The organism is Polaribacter sp., from assembly GCF_051251875.1.
Taxonomy (GTDB): domain Bacteria; phylum Bacteroidota; class Bacteroidia; order Flavobacteriales; family Flavobacteriaceae; genus Polaribacter.
On record NZ_JBPOGL010000024.1, the window covers coordinates 1 to 17,350 of the forward strand.

General features: G+C 30.2%; 14 protein-coding genes. 3 read left to right on the forward strand and 11 right to left on the reverse strand.

Annotated features, from left to right (window positions below):
* Positions 1 to 216: 216 nt before the first annotated feature.
* Genes ACSHW5_RS11235 through ACSHW5_RS11250 form a run of 4 tightly spaced genes read right to left on the reverse strand, consistent with a single transcriptional unit; the run spans position 217 to position 4,510 of the window.
* The gene (locus ACSHW5_RS11235) at positions 217 to 1,326 is read right to left on the reverse strand and encodes an efflux RND transporter periplasmic adaptor subunit (protein WP_435676230.1); all 1,110 of its coding nucleotides are present in this window, start codon (positions 1,324 to 1,326) and stop codon (positions 217 to 219) included.
* A 33-nt stretch (positions 1,327 to 1,359) separates the two neighbouring features.
* Positions 1,360 to 2,577 (reverse strand): ABC transporter permease, encoded by a 1,218-nt coding sequence (locus ACSHW5_RS11240; protein ID WP_435676231.1) that lies wholly within the window; start codon positions 2,575 to 2,577, stop codon positions 1,360 to 1,362.
* 2 nt (positions 2,578 to 2,579) lie between these two features.
* Complete coding sequence (locus tag ACSHW5_RS11245; RefSeq protein ID WP_435676232.1) at positions 2,580 to 3,809, reverse strand: ABC transporter permease; 1,230 nt, start codon at positions 3,807 to 3,809, stop codon at positions 2,580 to 2,582.
* Positions 3,810 to 3,811: 2 nt separating this feature from the next.
* Positions 3,812 to 4,510, reverse strand: coding sequence for an ABC transporter ATP-binding protein (locus ACSHW5_RS11250; RefSeq protein WP_435676233.1), 699 nt, complete (start codon positions 4,508 to 4,510; stop codon positions 3,812 to 3,814).
* A 282-nt stretch (positions 4,511 to 4,792) separates the two neighbouring features.
* Between ACSHW5_RS11250 and ACSHW5_RS11255 the strand changes: the two genes are divergently transcribed.
* Entirely contained in the window at positions 4,793 to 5,209 is a 417-nt protein-coding gene (locus tag ACSHW5_RS11255) for a thiol-disulfide oxidoreductase DCC family protein (RefSeq protein ID WP_435676234.1), read from the forward strand.
* A gap of 28 nt (positions 5,210 to 5,237) precedes the next feature.
* On the forward strand, positions 5,238 to 5,894 hold the full coding sequence (locus tag ACSHW5_RS11260; RefSeq protein ID WP_435676235.1) for an HAD family hydrolase: 657 nt from the start codon (positions 5,238 to 5,240) through the stop codon (positions 5,892 to 5,894).
* 79 nt (positions 5,895 to 5,973) lie between these two features.
* Here ACSHW5_RS11260 and ACSHW5_RS11265 read toward each other — a convergent pair whose 3' ends face one another.
* The 5 genes from ACSHW5_RS11265 to ACSHW5_RS11285 form a co-directional block, all read right to left on the reverse strand.
* Positions 5,974 to 7,059 (reverse strand): YHYH protein, encoded by a 1,086-nt coding sequence (locus ACSHW5_RS11265; protein ID WP_435676236.1) that lies wholly within the window; start codon positions 7,057 to 7,059, stop codon positions 5,974 to 5,976.
* Between the two features lie 92 nt (positions 7,060 to 7,151).
* On the reverse strand, positions 7,152 to 7,835 hold the full coding sequence (locus tag ACSHW5_RS11270) for an SCO family protein (protein WP_435676237.1): 684 nt from the start codon (positions 7,833 to 7,835) through the stop codon (positions 7,152 to 7,154).
* The gene (locus ACSHW5_RS11275) at positions 7,810 to 8,439 is read right to left on the reverse strand and encodes a toxin-antitoxin system YwqK family antitoxin (protein WP_435676238.1); all 630 of its coding nucleotides are present in this window, start codon (positions 8,437 to 8,439) and stop codon (positions 7,810 to 7,812) included. Before ACSHW5_RS11275 ends, ACSHW5_RS11270 begins: the two co-directional genes overlap by 26 nt.
* Complete coding sequence (locus ACSHW5_RS11280) at positions 8,440 to 9,186, reverse strand: YHYH protein (RefSeq protein ID WP_435676239.1); 747 nt, start codon at positions 9,184 to 9,186, stop codon at positions 8,440 to 8,442.
* A 195-nt stretch (positions 9,187 to 9,381) separates the two neighbouring features.
* Positions 9,382 to 10,845: a helix-turn-helix transcriptional regulator gene (locus tag ACSHW5_RS11285; RefSeq protein ID WP_435676240.1), complete on the reverse strand. Its 1,464-nt coding sequence runs from the start codon at positions 10,843 to 10,845 to the stop codon at positions 9,382 to 9,384.
* 327 nt (positions 10,846 to 11,172) lie between these two features.
* Here ACSHW5_RS11285 and ACSHW5_RS11290 point away from each other — a divergent pair, with 327 nt between their 5' ends.
* Positions 11,173 to 15,258: a T9SS type A sorting domain-containing protein gene (locus ACSHW5_RS11290; protein ID WP_435676241.1), complete on the forward strand. Its 4,086-nt coding sequence runs from the start codon at positions 11,173 to 11,175 to the stop codon at positions 15,256 to 15,258.
* A gap of 254 nt (positions 15,259 to 15,512) precedes the next feature.
* Here ACSHW5_RS11290 and ACSHW5_RS11295 read toward each other — a convergent pair whose 3' ends face one another.
* On the reverse strand, positions 15,513 to 16,880 hold the full coding sequence (locus ACSHW5_RS11295; RefSeq protein WP_435676242.1) for a CotH kinase family protein: 1,368 nt from the start codon (positions 16,878 to 16,880) through the stop codon (positions 15,513 to 15,515).
* Between the two features lie 69 nt (positions 16,881 to 16,949).
* Positions 16,950 to 17,243 carry an EF-hand domain-containing protein gene (locus tag ACSHW5_RS11300; RefSeq protein ID WP_435676243.1) on the reverse strand — a complete coding sequence of 98 codons (294 nt, stop codon included), beginning with the start codon at positions 17,241 to 17,243 and terminating at the stop codon, positions 16,950 to 16,952.
* Between the last annotated feature and the right edge of the window lie 107 nt (positions 17,244 to 17,350).

Below are 17,350 nucleotides of genomic sequence, written 5' to 3' on the forward strand. Positions count from 1 at the left end.
GGTTTAAGGTTTAAGGTTTAAGGTTTAAGGTTTAAGGTTTAAGGTTTAAGGTTTAAGGTTTAAGGTTTAAGGTTTAAAGTTGGTAAAAATTAATTTTCACCAACCTTAATGTACTTTGAGGAAATTCAAAAAAAAACCTAAGACTAAACAAGATTTAGTCTTAGGTTTTACCATTATTCAATAGTTTTTTTAGGTCTTACAACCTAAATGCTTACATTAATTTTTATTATCTTTTTCTTCTTCTTTAGATGTTTTGTTCCAGATTTTAACTTCATCATCTGCGGTAACACCTTCTAAAATTTCAACATTTACACCATCTGATGTTCCCAATTTAATATCTTTTTTATCAAATTTTCCTTCTGCATTTTTAACTTCTACAAAAGGTTTTTCCGTCTTTCTATCAAACTGTAATAAAGATTCTTTTATGGATAAAACGCTATCTTTTTTCTCTAAAACAATTTCTGCATTTGCACTGTAACCAGCTCTAATAAAATATTCATCATCTAATAAAACATCTGCTTTAATTTTAAATTGTACCGCTCCTGCTTCTTCTGTTCCTTTAGGTGCAATAAAATTTAAAACGGCAGGAAATTTTTTATTTTCTATAGCTCCTAAGGAGATTTCTATTTTTGTTCCTTTTACCAATTTTCCTACTTCAGATTCATCTACTTTTCCTTCAAAAATCATTTTACTCATATCTGCAATAGAAGCAATGGTTGTACCTGCATTAAAGTTATTAGACTGAATTACTTGGTCTCCTTCTTTTACAGGAATCTCTAAAATAGTTCCGCTCATTTGCGCCAAAATATTTGTATTTGCAGAAGATCCAGAACCCGAAGATCCTTTTTTAATTATCTGATAATCATTTTGCGCGTTTTGTAAGTCTTGCTTTGCTTGATTAAAGGTTAGCTCAATTTTTTCAAACTCAGCTCTAGAAATAACCCCTTTATCGAATAAATTCTTATTTCTATTATAGGAGATTTCAGCATTTTTAAGACTTAAATTAATATTATTTACCCTACCTCTAGCACTAATTAAAGATTGCTCATTTGGCACCACTCTTACCGTTGCAATTAAGTCTCCTTTTTTAACTTTTGCACCTTCTAACAACATAATTTTATCAATTATACCAGTAATTTGAGGCTTAATTTCAATTTCTTCAAGCGGAGTAACTTTACCAGTAGCAATGCTCTTTTTTACAATGGTAGTCTTAAAAGGTTTTTCCGTTTGATAATCTATAATACTTGTTTGATTCTTTTTACCAAACCAAATTAGTACTAAGATTAGCGCTACTGCGATACTTCCAAAAATGATTATTTTTTTCATTTTACTCTTTTTATTCTGGTTAATTGATTTTCTTTATTCTTCTCTTAATGCGTCTATAGGTTTTACAATAGTTGCCATATATGCAGGAATTAAACCTATTAAAGTTCCTAATATTACCAAAACGGCATACGCAATTAATACAATGGGTATATTTACCGTTGGGTTTGTTAATAAATCTAAATGATCTATGACCATTAAAATAACACCTCCGGCAATGATTCCTAAAGAACCCGCTAATAATGTTAAAAACAATGATTCTAAAACAACTTGTTGCCTTATTTGTACTGGTGTAGCGCCCAAAGCTCTTCTAATACCAATCTCTTTTGTGCGTTCTTTTACAGTAATTAATAGGATGTTTCCAATTGCAAAAATTCCTGCAATTAAGGTTGCGATACCCACAAACCAGGTTAAAAACTGCATTCCTGTTAAAAAACCTGTAACTTTAGATATTTCTTTTCCTAAATTAAACCCTCTAAATGCTCTGTTATCTTCAGGGTGAATTTTATGTAAATTTTTTAAAAGTAATTTTACATCTGCTTCTACTTGTACAATATCAAATTCTTTTTTTCCGGTAACAACCATCCATTCAAATTTGTCTCCTTTATTATAAACTAGTTTAAAGGTGCTAAAAGGAATATGAACATTATTTTTCCCTTCAAATTGACTTGTTTTATAAACGCCAACAACTTTATAATTTATACTACTTATTTTAATATATGTGCCAATGACATCTTCATTCTTATCATAAATTTCCTTAAAAACACCTTCGCTAATTACACATATTTTTTTATTATCATCAATATCATTTTGGTTGATAAACCTACCTTGAATTAGATCCTTTTTTTGCACTTCATCTAATAATGGAAAATCTCCAAAAATTGTAAAATTCCCTGTTTTTAAACCATGAATTACTTGTCCGCCTGTTGCATTTCTAGGCACAACAAATTGCACACCATCTATTTCTGAACGAATTTTATCTACATCACCAAGTCTTAAATTAATTTTTCTTCCTTCTTGAAAACCTTTAAAAGGCATAGAAGTTCTGCTACCAGACATAAAAACACTGTTGGTTGCAAAATCTCCAAACATATTATTAAAGCTATTTTCTAATCCTTTTGCCGCTCCTAACAACCCTACTAATAAAAGAATACCCCAAAAAGCACCAAAAATAGTAATAGCTGTTCTGGTTTTATTCTTTCGAATACTACCATAAATTTCTTGCCAAGTATCTTTTTCAAATAAAAATTTCATAACTAATCTGCGCTTAATGCTACTACTGGTTTAATTCTTGCTGCTTTTTTAGCTGGTAAATAACCGGCAATTAAACCCGCTAAAATTAATGTTACTGTTGCTCCTATTACAACTGGTGTGGAAACGCTAGGATTTAAAATAAAAAACTTTTCTAAACTAGGACCTACTAATTTTAAAATTCCTACACCAACCATTAAACCAACATAACCAGAAATTGCGGTAATAAAAATAGCTTCTTGCATAATCATACCAACAATGGCTCCTGGGGTTGCACCAACAGCTTTTCTGATACCCAATTCTTTGGTTCTTTCTTTAACAATGTATACCATAATATTACTAATACCAACAACACCTGCAATTAATGTCCCAAAACCTATCACTAAAATTAAGATACTTAAACCTACCATCATTCCAGAAACTTCTTTGTTACCTTCTGCATAATTGTTTAAACCAATACCACGTTGATCATCTGGTGAAACATTGTGTTTTTTCTTAAGTTCTCTTTGCATTTTATTGCCAAAAGCAATAGCAGCATCAATACTTAAATTTGGGTTGTATGTAATACCAAATTCATCTACATGGCCATTATTACCATACAATCTTTGCATGGTAGAAAAAGGTGTATAAATATATCTCTCATCACTATCTCCTCCTGGATCAGAAAAAACACCAATTACCTTATAAATAATACCGCCAATATTTAATTGTTTTCCATAAGCACTTAATTGACCGAATAAATCTTTTTCAACCATTCTACCAATAACCACTACTTTGGCTTTTTCGTTAATGTCTCTAAAATTTAAAAAGCGCCCTTCTGTAACCTCTGCAGATTCTAATATATAGTATCCTGGATAAACTCCTCTAATAGAATATGTATCTTTTTCATCTTTATAAACTACTTCTGAACTTCTTTGAATTCTTGGACTTATTGTTTGAATTTTATCACCAAATTTTTCTTTTAAAAAGGTAAAATCATCATTTTTAAACTGAATTCTTCTTCCTATTTGGTTTCCTTTATAAGCTTTAGTTGTAAAATTAGACCAGATATAAATGGAGTTCATGGCATCTTTTGCAAACTCATTTTTAAATGTATTTTGAAGTCCGTTACCAATACCAAACAACAACGTGAATAACAAAATAGCAAAAGCAACCGTAAAACCAGATAACGCAGAACGTAATTTGTTTTTACTAATACTTTGAAAAATTTCTCTCCAACGATCTAAATCAAACATAATTAAACGGCTTTTACTTTTCCTGTTGATGTTAATTCGTCACTAATAATTAAACCATCTTTTAAACGTACAATTCTTTTTGTTTGTTCTGCAACTTCTTCTTCGTGTGTAATTACAAAGACAGTCATTCCTTCATTATTAATGTCTTTTAATAAATCCATCACAGAATCTGTGGTGGTAGAATCTAACGCACCTGTAGGCTCATCTGCTAAAACAACTTTTGGTTTTGTAACCAATGCTCTTGCTATAGCCACACGTTGTTTTTGCCCTCCAGAAAGTTCATTTGGTAAGTGATTTGCCCAATCTTTTAAACCTACTTTATCTAAATAATCTAAGGCTATTTTTAAGCGTTCTTTTCTATTTATTCCCTTATAATACAAAGGCAACGCAACGTTTTCTAACGCTGTTTTATAGCTAATAAGATTAAAAGATTGAAATACAAAACCTAAAAATTTATTTCTTAAAATGGCTGCTTTTTTTTCATTTAAGTCCTTAATAAGTTGTCCGTTTAAATAATAATCACCTTCATCATGGGTGTCTAATAAACCAACAATATTTAATAAGGTAGATTTTCCAGAACCAGAAGATCCCATAATAGAAACAAATTCGCCTTCTTTTATGTGTAAATCTATTCCTTTTAAAACATGTAAAAAATCCTTACCAATTGGGTAAGATTTGTGAAGTTTTTCAATTCTAATCATTAGTTTGGTCAATTTTAAACGAAAATACCGAAAGCTATTTGGTGTTTTTATTAATTTTATGTTAAAAACAAGTCTTAAAATAACTAAGTACAAACATAAGACGCCTAATTAAAAATTATGTTACAAGATCTTAACTATTTTTTTAAATAATAATTAATCCGCTAAATTTATGTCAATACAGCATTGCAATGCTTATAGAAGTTCCTTAGAAAACCCTAGAGAAATTCTTTTCTACTTAAAAAAAGATAAAGTATTTTTACACTTTAAATTTGAAACCTGTAAATGATTGATTTACCTAAAAATAAAAAAATAATTCTGTTTGATGGGGTGTGTAACCTCTGTAACAATGCTGTCTTAAAAGTGATAAAGTATGATTATAATAACGCTTTCTTATTTGCTGCTTTACAATCAGAAACCGGTAAAAAAATTACCAATCATTTAGGGATTGATATTACCAAAATTGACTCAATTATCTTATATGAACAAGGGGTTTCTTATGATATTAAATCTACAGCAGCCTTAAAAGTGATGAATACTTTTGGAGGATTTTGGAAATTATCTCAACTATTATGGGTTTTTCCTGTAGGTTTTAGAGACTTTGTTTATGATTATATTGCAAAAAACAGATACTCGTGGTTTGGAAAAAAAGAAAGTTGTATGATACCAACGCCTGCTTTAAAAGCGAAGTTTTTGAAATAATGAATAGAGAATAGAGAATATGATAAAAATGAACTTACCAAAAGAAATAAAATGTGTCATTTTTGACATGGATGGTGTTATTATAGATTCTGAAGAAATTCATAAAAAAGCCTATTATGAAACCTTCATTTCTATAGGTGTAGATGTAAGCGATGATTTGTACAAAACTCTAACAGGTTCTTCTACAATAAATGCTTTTCAGAAATTAGTAACCCATTTTAAGTTAGATTTGAATCCTGAAGAATTGGTTTTGGATAAAAGAAAGCGTTATGTAAATTTCTTTGAAAACGACCCAACTTTGCATTTGGTAAAAGGTGTAGAAGACTTAATTAAACATTGCTATAATAAAGGATTAACCTTGGTTTTAGCATCTTCTTCTGCTATGGTGAATATAGACAGAGTTTTTAACAGATTCAACTTAAATAAATACTTTACAGCAAAAATTAGTGGAGCAGATTTAACAGCGTCTAAACCACATCCAGAAATTTTTGAAAAAGCGGCAATTTTAGGAAATACTCCAAAAGAAAACTGTATTGTTATTGAAGATTCTGATAACGGCGTACAGGCAGCAAACGATGCCGGAATATTTGTTTTTGGATATAAAAATCCGATGGCAGATGACCAAACTTTAGAAAATGCAAATAGTGTACTTAAAGATTTTGGTGAATTAACATCAATAATTTAATTAAGAAAATCGACAGTAAAAAAAACCACAAACTAGTTGTAAAACTGGTTTGTGGCTACTTCTGAAGACTCAGATACTTCTAATTTTTCCTTCTAGGTCTATTTTTTGCACTTTTCTCTAGTTCTACTATAGTGATAAATCCATCGTTATTTGTATCAAATTCAGTAAATTCATTTGCCAAAGGTCCTTTTACTTCGTCTTTTGATAATTTTTCATCTTTATTTTCATCCATTCGCTTAAATAAATCATCTAAAGACAATCGCTCTCTTTGATTTCTTGGCGGTCCTTTGCGTTCTTCTGTTACAACTTTCCCCATTAAACACCTGCTGATATAAGGAAATTCATTGGTAACCAAATACAAATATTCACCATTAATGGTAATTCCGTTGCATTCATCTAAATCGCCAGAACCTGCTACAAATTCAAAATCTGAACCATAAGTTCCATCATGATGCCCACCAACAGCAACATTTAAGGTTTGCATAGGATTTTCATACACGCAGTCTTCGCCCTCTCTTGTTCCGTCTAAAAGTTTATAACTTGATTTGTATTTTCCACTTTTAGAATAATACATCGGAAAACCGTCATGAGCAAAACCAACATGTACCAAATCTTTTCCTGTATCAAATTTTTCAATAACAGAAGTTGGTGTTCCATGATAATGATACGCACCTGTTGGTTGTACATGCGCATGGTTAAAATCGAGTCCGAGATCTATTAAATCTTGAAATGCTTCTACTCTATAATTCTCGCCAGTTTCGCAAACAACTACTTCTGCTGTTCCTGGTTCAAATTTTACACCATTTAAAGCAACGCCTGGTTCTCTAATCCAAGTTGGTTTGCCTGTATAAGCTGGATTTAATGGAATTGTATATGTTCTATTTTGCGCGGATATTGTATTCGGATTTCCCTTTCTAGGAAAATCTCCCGTTTTATGATTTGGCAACGCATTTGTTTCCATAATACGCATATTATTTTTTATTGAAACAATGGTTTTTGTTCCGTAATTTTCATCACTTAAATTGTAAGCCTCAAAATAATTAGTTGAAGCATGAGAATGATGTGTTGTATTGCCTAAGTGACTGTGAGTATGACTTGTATTTTTACTTTTACAACCAATAATTACAAATATTAGTACAATTGATAAAAAAATAGTGTGTTTCATTTTAGTTTTATTTAAAGATCATTTAAAAGTTTCTTTCGCCTATAACCTTTACTTAATTTTAATTTTTACCAATAAAAATCAACATAAAGGTGCTATAATTCTGTTTTTAATGTTTTAATATCTATAATTAACTGTGCTACGGAAGCCCTATTTAAACCATTGTAAATACCTCTAATATGTTTGTTTTTATCAATTAATAAAAAGTTTTCTGTGTGTAAAAAGTCATCAATACTTTTTTCCTCACCCAAATCATTTTCTACAAAATAAGAAGATCTTCCTAAATTATAAATTTCACTTTTAGCACCTGTAACCAAATGCCATTTTGTATCAATAATACTGTTCTTAACAGCATATTCTTTTAATACTGAAACAGAATCTTTTGTAGGGGTTACAGAGTGTGATAAGAGAAGTACGTCGGGGTCATTCTTATAGGCTTCTTGAACTTTAAACATATTACCTGTCATTTTAGGACATATACCTGGGCAACTGGTAAAAAAGAAATCTGTAATATAAATTTTGTTCTCAAAAGTTTTATTACTAACCGTTTCTCCTAATTGATTTATCAATTTAAAATCTGGAATTTTATGAAATTCTTTTTCCTCTTTAGAACCTAATTGCAACCAATTTGGTGTAAAAGACTCTTCATTATAGTAAGGCAATGAAGCTACACGACTAGTTTCTTCAACTTTTATGTTTTCTTTTTTTACTTCACTTTTACAGTTTATAAAAACAACAACGATAAAAACTAAACTAATTATTTGATATTTTTTTTTCAACAAGTTTTTCATTTTCTAATTTATAACAAGAATTTGCACGTCTCATGCCAAAAATTCTTCCGTTTTTAGCTTCATAATTAACATATAGTTTTCCGTTTTCTAACCAAGCCTTTTGCAAACCGTCTTCTCTACCCGCCAGTAAATTTCTTTCTTTAGATAACGTTCCATCTCTAAACCATTTGCGTTCTACACCTTCTGCTTTCCCGTTTTTATACGTAACTTCAGAGGCTAAAACACCAGAATTCCACCAAGATTTATAACTTCCTTCTAAGGTATTTTGATGATAATGCGAAGCCATTTTAAGCATACCGTTTTCAAACCAAACCTTATAAACTCCCTGCTTTTTTCCTTTAAAAAAACCCGTTTTTTCTTTTAAAGAATTGTTTGCGTAATATTTAACGCCAAAGCCATTAAAAAGTTTGTCTTTATAATACCAATTTCCTTCGTTTCCATTTAAGTGTAAACTATCTTTATGAACAATTATAGAAGCATCTATTTGAATTTTCTCAAACGTATAAGACTGCTTATTTGTTTTATTTGTTGATGAATTACAACTCATAAAACCACTAAAAAGAACGAATAAAATCAGTTGAAAATTTCTCATTTAATAACCTTGATAAGGTCCAGCAAAAGCAATATAAGAACCTGTATTTGAATACAATTCATTAATAATATGATAATGATATTCATTTTCACCATCTGTGTATTGTGTTGCCGATGTATGTCCACCAGAAGCATCTAAATCTGTAGGATACGTTCCTGTAGAATTGCATTTTCTTCCATATAGAAAAACACCATCTAACAAAATTCCAACTAATTTTTCATCATCATCCGAAAAAGCTATTGGCTCTAAATGATAATGATAAACTCCCGGTCCAATATGTGCGCCTGTCCAATCTAAACTTCCTGCAGCTTGATCTAAAGCTCCTCCACCTTCTTGATCGTTAAAAATAGATGCTCCACTAACTGCAATACCAATTGTATTTAATTCTGTACTAACAGTACTACCTGTTAAATCTGGAATTGCATCTACCGTAATTGTGGTTGCATTGTTATTGCTGCTCATAATACTTGGAGTTTTATCGATATCTTCTTCAATATACAAACTGTTTCCAACTCCCCAATAAGATGTTTCATGATTTGGTAAACCTGTAGTTTCTATAGTTACCGATGCACCATTATTGGACAAATAAATATCTGTTGCATCTGTGTTAAATGCCGCATAAGCTGCATGTAATTCTGTAACTGTAGCATCAGGATCAGTACTTTCTGTAGTAGTGGTATCTTCACTAGTACAAGACAAAAATGACGTTATTAAAATGAGTAGTGTTACTTTGGATAAAAATTTCATTATTTTTTATATTTTAAATTTATTTAATAGTTAGATGCTAACGATTACATAAACTTGCGCTAAAAAATAATTTTATTGATAGAAAATTTAAAAAAAGTTGCTATTTTTCAATCAAAATAGTTTAAAAAACACGATCAAAAAAAATTAATAACAAACTAATATACAAATACTTAACTAAATAAAATAAACCTATTTCTATAGAGTATGTTTAAAATTATCTTGTAAATATTCTAGAAGACTATTTTTTTTGTTTTTAAGATCTAATTTAGCAGCTATTCTATATCTTTTACTTTCAACAGATCTAATTGATGAATTTACAAAGGCACTAATTTCTTTATTTTTAAATTCCATTAATAAATAGTAGCAAATAATGGTTTCAGAAGAATTTAATTCAGGATGTTTACGAGATATTTGATTAAAAAAATCAACATTTAATTCATTAATTAAATCTAAATAATCTTCTCCTTTTACTACTAAAACAGAGGAGTTATGTTGTATGTTTTTATGCAATTCTACAATGCCTAATTTTTGATTGTTCATATCAGAAATTAAAGAAATATTTTTGATTTCCTTTTTTAAATCAGTAATATAATTTTCTAATCCTTTTACCTTAACTTTTAATTTTTCGTGATTTTTATGTAGAAATGTAATTTCATTTTTCTGTTTAGAAAACTCCTTTTCTTTACCACTCATCTTTTTATAACGTACTATTATGTAGCCAAATATCCCTATTAAAAGTGTTATTAAGAATAGGACCCAATTTCTGTTGGAATGTGTTTTATTTGTTTCAACTTCTAAATTTTGTTCACTTTTAAATAAAGATTCATTAATAGTATAGCTGGCGTTTATATTTTTTTTCACCAAGGTCTCATTAAAAATCTTTAGTGAATCTATATATTCTTTTTCTGCTTTAAAATTATGTAACTTGTTGTAATATGAAATATAGCTTTTGAAATGATTTTCTACATCAGCATCATTCATAAAGGCACGCGTAGTATCAACTTTTTTTAAATAATATAAAGTTGAATCTAATTGGTTATTTTCTAAGAATAATGTACCCAAACAAATATCTAAAGTAACCAGATACTTTTTATAAAGTAAAGAAGGAATAGTGGTATCGCTTTCTAAACTTTTAAACTTATTAAAATATTTAATTCTATTTACATCATCTTTTAAATGAATATAATTAGATGATAATGTAAATAAGGCATGCATATAATAATAAGAATCTTCTGTAAAAGATTTGTAATACGCCAATTTTGGTAAAATAAGTGTATTACTTTTTACATAATTTTTATTGTAATACTCTGCAAAATCTTTCATTTGCATAACATCTAAAAGTCCATAAGTATCATTAACTTCAGTATAGTATTTTTCTGCCTTTTTAAGATAATCAAAAGCAATAGTATCTTTTTTTACGATAAAAAGGTTGTAAAATAATTCTATGCAAGCATCTCCAGCAATATTATAATTTTTTTCTAGCTCTGCATATTTAACTGTTAAAATATAGTTATGATATACCTCTGCTTGCAGGTTTAAATGAGAATTTACCAATGCTTTTAAATTATAATAATCAGAAAGATGACCTTTTATATTTTTTTCTATTGGATATGGAATAGAATCTAGATACTTGGTTGCCAAATTTGGAAAATCATCCACTTTAACTTTTGCAGAATCTAGATATTTAAGGTACCTATTTGAGTTTCCTTTTTGGGCGCAAATAGTTAAACTACAAAAAACGATAATTAGTTTTAGAATAAAATATTTATTATTTAAGATCAAAAAAGTTATCAAATTTAAATTACGAAATACAAAAATAACAAAGGCTAGCGCAACATAACATAAATTATGAATAAATATTAATATCAACGTTAAACAAAAACAATAATTTGATAAGAAATGAGTAGTTTTTGCGTAGTATTATTTTTATTTTATATTGATTTTTTTTAGATATTTGTTTACAAAATTTTTAATTTAGAATTTATTATGAAAACAAGATTACATGTAGTTTATTTTATCTTTTTATGTATTTTTTGCGCACCACTTAGTGCACAAACAATAAATTATAAAAAGGAAGCCTCTAAAGAGAATAGCAACTTTTTTGAGATTGTGACTAAAACAAGAAAACAGTTTTTAGAAAAAAACAACCTAGCCAAGGGCGTACTCACAAAAACAGACATAAAAGCAAAAAAACAATTTGAACGCTGGGTTTGGATTTGGAAAGACAGAGTAAATGCAGATGGTACTTTTCCGAAGAACCAAGTTAATAAAGAAGATTACTTAAACTTATTAGAAAACAACGCTAATACACAAGCTAGATCTTCTTCTACAGTAAAACCTTGGACACAAATTGGTCCAACAGCAATTGTAACTAAAAATGGAAACTTCGATTACCCTGGTCCTGGTAGAGTTGATGTTGTAGCAGTAGATCCTGCAAATTCAAATATTATGTATGTAGGTACTCCTTCTGGTGGTTTATGGAAAACTACAGACAAAGGAGCTACTTGGGCACCAAAAACAGATCATTTAGCTGGTATGGGAGTTACAGATATTTTAATAGTTCCTACATCTACTACGCCTACTACAGCTACTACAACTGCTAATAATACACTTTATATGGCAACCGGAGATAGAGACAGCAAACATGTTAGCTCTATCGGTTTATTTAAGTCTACAGATAGTGGAGAAACTTGGACCGTTTTACCAGATTTTAGTTTTTCATTAAGCGATAATGAGTACATTAGAGATATCAGTTTTCTTCCTGGCACGTCGTCTGCTACAATTTTAGCTTTAACAAATGACAGAATAAGAAAATCTACAGATAGTGGTGCCACATGGTACGATGCAACATTTACGCATGCAAATGATTATTTTGAAGATTTTCAAACAATTGTTATTGATCCAAATGATACTAACAAAGTTGTAGTTTCTGATGTTTGGGGAGGTTTATGGTATTCTACTGACGCTGGAGAAAATTTTGTACAACATGCTGTATTCAAAGTTGCAGATGCTGGAGGAGATTATCCTACACAAAACATAGTAAGACTTGCAACCACACCAGCAGACAACGATCATTTTTATGGAATAGATCAAAATGGATTATTTAAAAAATATCGTTTTGCTTTTACGAACACAGCGGCAGATTTAATTAAATCTGTACATGTTACGGCAGATATTGCAGGTACGACTACACCATTTGATTCTCAAAGTGGCTATATACAATGTATTGCACTTTCTCCAACAAATGCAGATAACTTAATGGTTGGTGGTGTACAAGGATGGAAATCTACAGATAATGGAGATACTTTTACTCCTATTTTAAATGCATATTCTAATCCACTACCTGCTGGTCAAATTCACGTGCATGCAGATCATCACTTTTTATTATTTACAGATGACTCACATATTATTAATGGAAATGATGCAGGACTTAGAATGGGGTCTTTTTCACCAGCTTCAGATTTAGATTTCCCTGATATTTCTAGCGGATTAATTATAACACAATCTTATAATATTGCAATTACCCATGGTTTAAATGGCGATGATTATATGATGGCAAACCAAGATAACGATGGTTTTTCAAAAGTTTTTCAAACGGATGAAAATAAATGGGTTGCAGCCGTAGCAGGAGATGGAACAGGAACGGCAATAGATATTGTAGATCCAGCAATTAGATATTTAGGAGGAACTAACGGGCAATTAAATAGAACTGATAATGGCTATGCAAATGGTTACGCTTCAGCTATCAAAATTCTTAGGTCAGATGCAACAAATGCGGCATTTATTTCTCCTATAGCTACGCATCCAACAGATGCTAATATCATATATGTAGGTCATGGAGATGTAAAAAGAACTGCAGATAAAGGAGGTTCTGTTGATCTTGATAATGATGATGGAGCTTCAGATACTTTTACAGCACTTGGCTCAGGGTTAACAAAAACAGAATTTTTAGACGTTTCTCTTAACAACTCTTCAGTTAGAATATTTGCCATTGGAGAAATTGCAGAAGTTTCAACACTTAAAAGAAGTGTAGATGACGGAGCAAATTGGTCTACCATAGCAAGCCCTAGTGGTGTTAAGATTAATAGTGTATATGCCGTACCTAATACAAACACAGTCTACGCAACAGTATCTAGTTACACAGATGGTAAAAAAGTATATAAAAGCACAAATAATGGAGATACTTGGACAAATATTAGTGGTGATTTACCTAATATTATTTTGTTTAAAGTAATTTTAGACCCAAATAAAACGAATGAAACTATTTATCTAGCTACAGAAATAGGTGTGTATTTTACAGATAATTCATCTACAGACGTAGCAAAAATTTGGACAAAATTAGGTACAGATTTACCAAATGTTAGAATCAGTGATATTAAGATAAGTCCGAATAACGGAAACATTTACGTTGGTACTTTTGGTAGAGGAATGTGGGTATATAATGACCAAAAATATTTTGATAATACCGTTCCTGCAAACATATATTGGTCAGACACTTCTAGTTGGGAAGGAAAAACTTTACCAACAGCAACAGACGATGTTTTTATAAAATCGGCCGAAGAAGTAACTTTAGATTCTAACGGTGCAATTGCTAAATCTATCGAAATTGCAGATGGTGGTTATTTAAATATTGAAAAAAATGCGGACTTAACAATTGAAAATAATTTTGATTCTAATGCTGCAAATAGCGGCGTTTACATATATTCTGATACTGATGATAGTGGTGTATTCATTGTTAAAGGAACAAGTACAGGTAAAGTAACTTATGTAAGAGGTGGATTATTAGCAAATAAATGGAGTATTGTAGCGCCGCCCGTAAGTGGTCAATTAGTAAAAGATTTTGCTGAAGAAGCAAATAATGACATCAGAAAAAATTCAGATGCACCTGTTAAATATGCCATTGCTAAATATAACGATGCAAATGCTACAAATAAATGGGAATATTTTGATGTAAATGTTGGTGCAACTGAAGCATTTGACAAAGGTATTGGTTATTCTATGTCTAGAAATACTGATGGTACTGTTTCTTTAGCAGGTACACTACACACAGGTTCTTTAAATGTTGATGCAGCTCACAATAAGTGGGTTTTAATAGGAAATCCGTTTACAGCTTATTTTCCTGCAAACAAAAGGGTTGCTGGAGATTTTATAAAAGACAATAGCTCTAAATTAAACACTAGTGCTAAAGCCGTTTATGTTTGGGAAAAAGAGGAAAACAAATACGTAGCCTATGCAGACGTAGTTTCTGCCGATCAAAAAGTAATTGCACCTGGACAAGGATTTTTTATAAAAATGAAAGCTTCCGGAACAGATGAAATGGTAGCTTTTAATAACAGCTATTTAGGAACAAAAACCACCTTAACAGGAGATCACACGTTTCATAAAGATGCCAATACCACACCTTATGTAAAAATTGCAGTTGCTCTTGAAAATGTAAAAGTAAATACCGATATTATTTTCTCTGAAACGGCAACAATAGGTTTTGACGAAGGACAAGATATCATTAATTTTAATCATTCAGAATTTGATTTAACAACTAAATTGTTAGACAATCTAACGGATCAAGAATATACAATTCAGTCTATTCCTAATGATAATTTTGAAAACCAAGTTGTTCCTTTAAATCTAAAAGGAAAAGAAAACCAAGAAATTACTTTTTCATCATTTAATAGTAATTTACCTGAAGGAATAAAAGTATTTTTAGAAGACAAAGAAACGTCTCTTTTTTATGAATTAAATGAAACAACAGCTCATACAGTAACTTTATCTAAAGACACTTCTGGTTTTGGACGTTTTTACATTCATTTCTCTAACAATGCTTTAAGTGTAACTGAAAGTAATCTTGGTACATTACAAATTTATAATGATGATAATTTCTTACAAATAAAAGGAATGAGCGCTGGAGCTATCAATATTGATTTATTTGACATCAATGGAAAAAAGGTTTTTAATCAAGCACAAAATGGAAATAATTTTATCCCTGTAGATTTAAATAATTTTTCTACTGGAGTTTACCTTGTTAAGGTAACTTCTGAAAATAATGAAGCTACCAAAAAAATAATTATAAAATAATTAATAGTAGCTAGTACAATTTCTCTAGTACTAAACTTAGTTTTTACACTAGAGTTAAAACCTCGATACTTTTTCAAGTATCGAGGTTCTTTTTTTAAATAAATAAACAACTTTACCAATTATAATATGCTAGTAATCTTGCGTAATAAAATAATATAAATACCTATTAGAAATTCACAAAAAAACCCCACCGAATAAATCCGATGAAGTTTTCAAATAATCAACCAAAATTATTTTTTATCTATTTTTTAAAACTAGTTTAAATACGCTTCTACTGCTGATTTTCTACTAGTTACATGTGCCTTTAATTGACTTATAGCAGATTGAAACTCTGAACTGTTATTTAAAAAAGTATATCCGGCAACTTCTGTTGTTGCGTAAGGCTCTATTAAAGTAGCATAATTTGTATACAAGGCTTGAATTGTTGTCTCATTAAAAGCTCCGTCTATTACTTCTTCTACAAATGTATTATACTTTGCTTTATAAACATCATCTTGATACATATACCCTATTAATGGCCATTCTGAGGCACTTAATCCAGAGAAATCTAATGGAAGAGATCCTTGTAATTTGCCTGATTGTAACGATTCATTATTATCCCAAGGAATCCATGTTAATTTACTAGAATCAGGATTATTGTACAAGTAATAATTATGTGTCATTCTACCATAGGTATCCCAATTTTGAATTACGGTATTTACAGCTAAGTATTTTAAAAACACATCTGTGTCAAAAACTTCTTCTAAATTTGCTCTCCAAGTAACCGCATCTGTTGTTCTTGTACCATCATTTATAATTGATAATAAATTAGAAACATCTGTAAAATCTGCCTCATCTTCATTTGTTTTCTTCACATATTCATCTTCATCAAATGTACCGTCTGCAAAAGAAGCGGCATCACCATCTGGTTTGTATAAATTTCCGTCATCATCAGAAAATTGAGTATCTAAAACGGTACCATCTACTTCTTCAACTAAAGTATACACTCCAAAATATTGAGGGCCATTACCATGATCTACATAAAGCGTATAAAACGCTGTATGTGAAGCTACTAAACCTGCATTTCTAAACACATCTGTAGCTACTTTCTCTCGTAACATTGACGCATCATCATAGTTATTTTTAAGACTTAATTTTTTAAAACCATAAAAACGTTGATTTTTTATCTGCGGATAATCATCTTCAAACTCATCAAAATCTAACTTAAAAGATAATTTTAAAATACCAGATTCCCAACTAGATTTCAAACTAGAATTCCCTTTAAAACGCAAGCCAACTCTGTACCATTCTTTACCTTCATAAAAGACTTCTCCAGGAACAAAAATAGGGTCTTCATCTATGTCTGTTACAGTTCCTGCCCCACCCGATCCTCCAGAACTTGCTCCAAAGGTTCCATAAAGTTCAGTCATATCATCTAACATACTTTGCCAACGTTCTTGTGTAATAACAAAATCTAATCTTTTTACGGTATTGTCTTTAAACACCTCATCAAAATTAGGGTCTGCATCATTACTATGGGTATCTGTTGTCCAGTCTGTTGCTTCAAAATCTGTATCATCTATTACAATTTCTTCTTCCTCTTCTACCACATCTGCAACTTCATCATTAGTACATGAGAACATAATGAGTATTATAAATGTCGAAAAAAATAGAGCTTTTAAATCTTTCATGGTATTATTTTTAATTCTTGTTTAATTTCTAGGTCTTTCTTTTCTTTCTGGTTTTGGCGCATCTTTCAATTCCTTTTTAGATAAGAAACCATCTTCATCCGTATCAATTTTTTTAAAATCTTCTTTCAAAGGCCCTTTTACTTCTTTCAAGGAAAGTTTTCCATCTTCATTCTCATCTAATTCTTTAAAAATTTCTTTTATAGATGGTGGTCCTTTTGGTTTTTCATCATTATTAGAACGTTGAGCAAAAGCTGTTGCAGACATTACTAAAGTTAACCCTAAAACTGCGATACTTCTATTTACTGATTTTTTCATTTTAATTCTATTTATTTAGTTTATGTACTTTTAGATGCTGCTATTTTTTAAAACTTGCGTAGGTTAACTTTACTTTAACATTTAGTAAAATTAGTTCATCAAGAAAA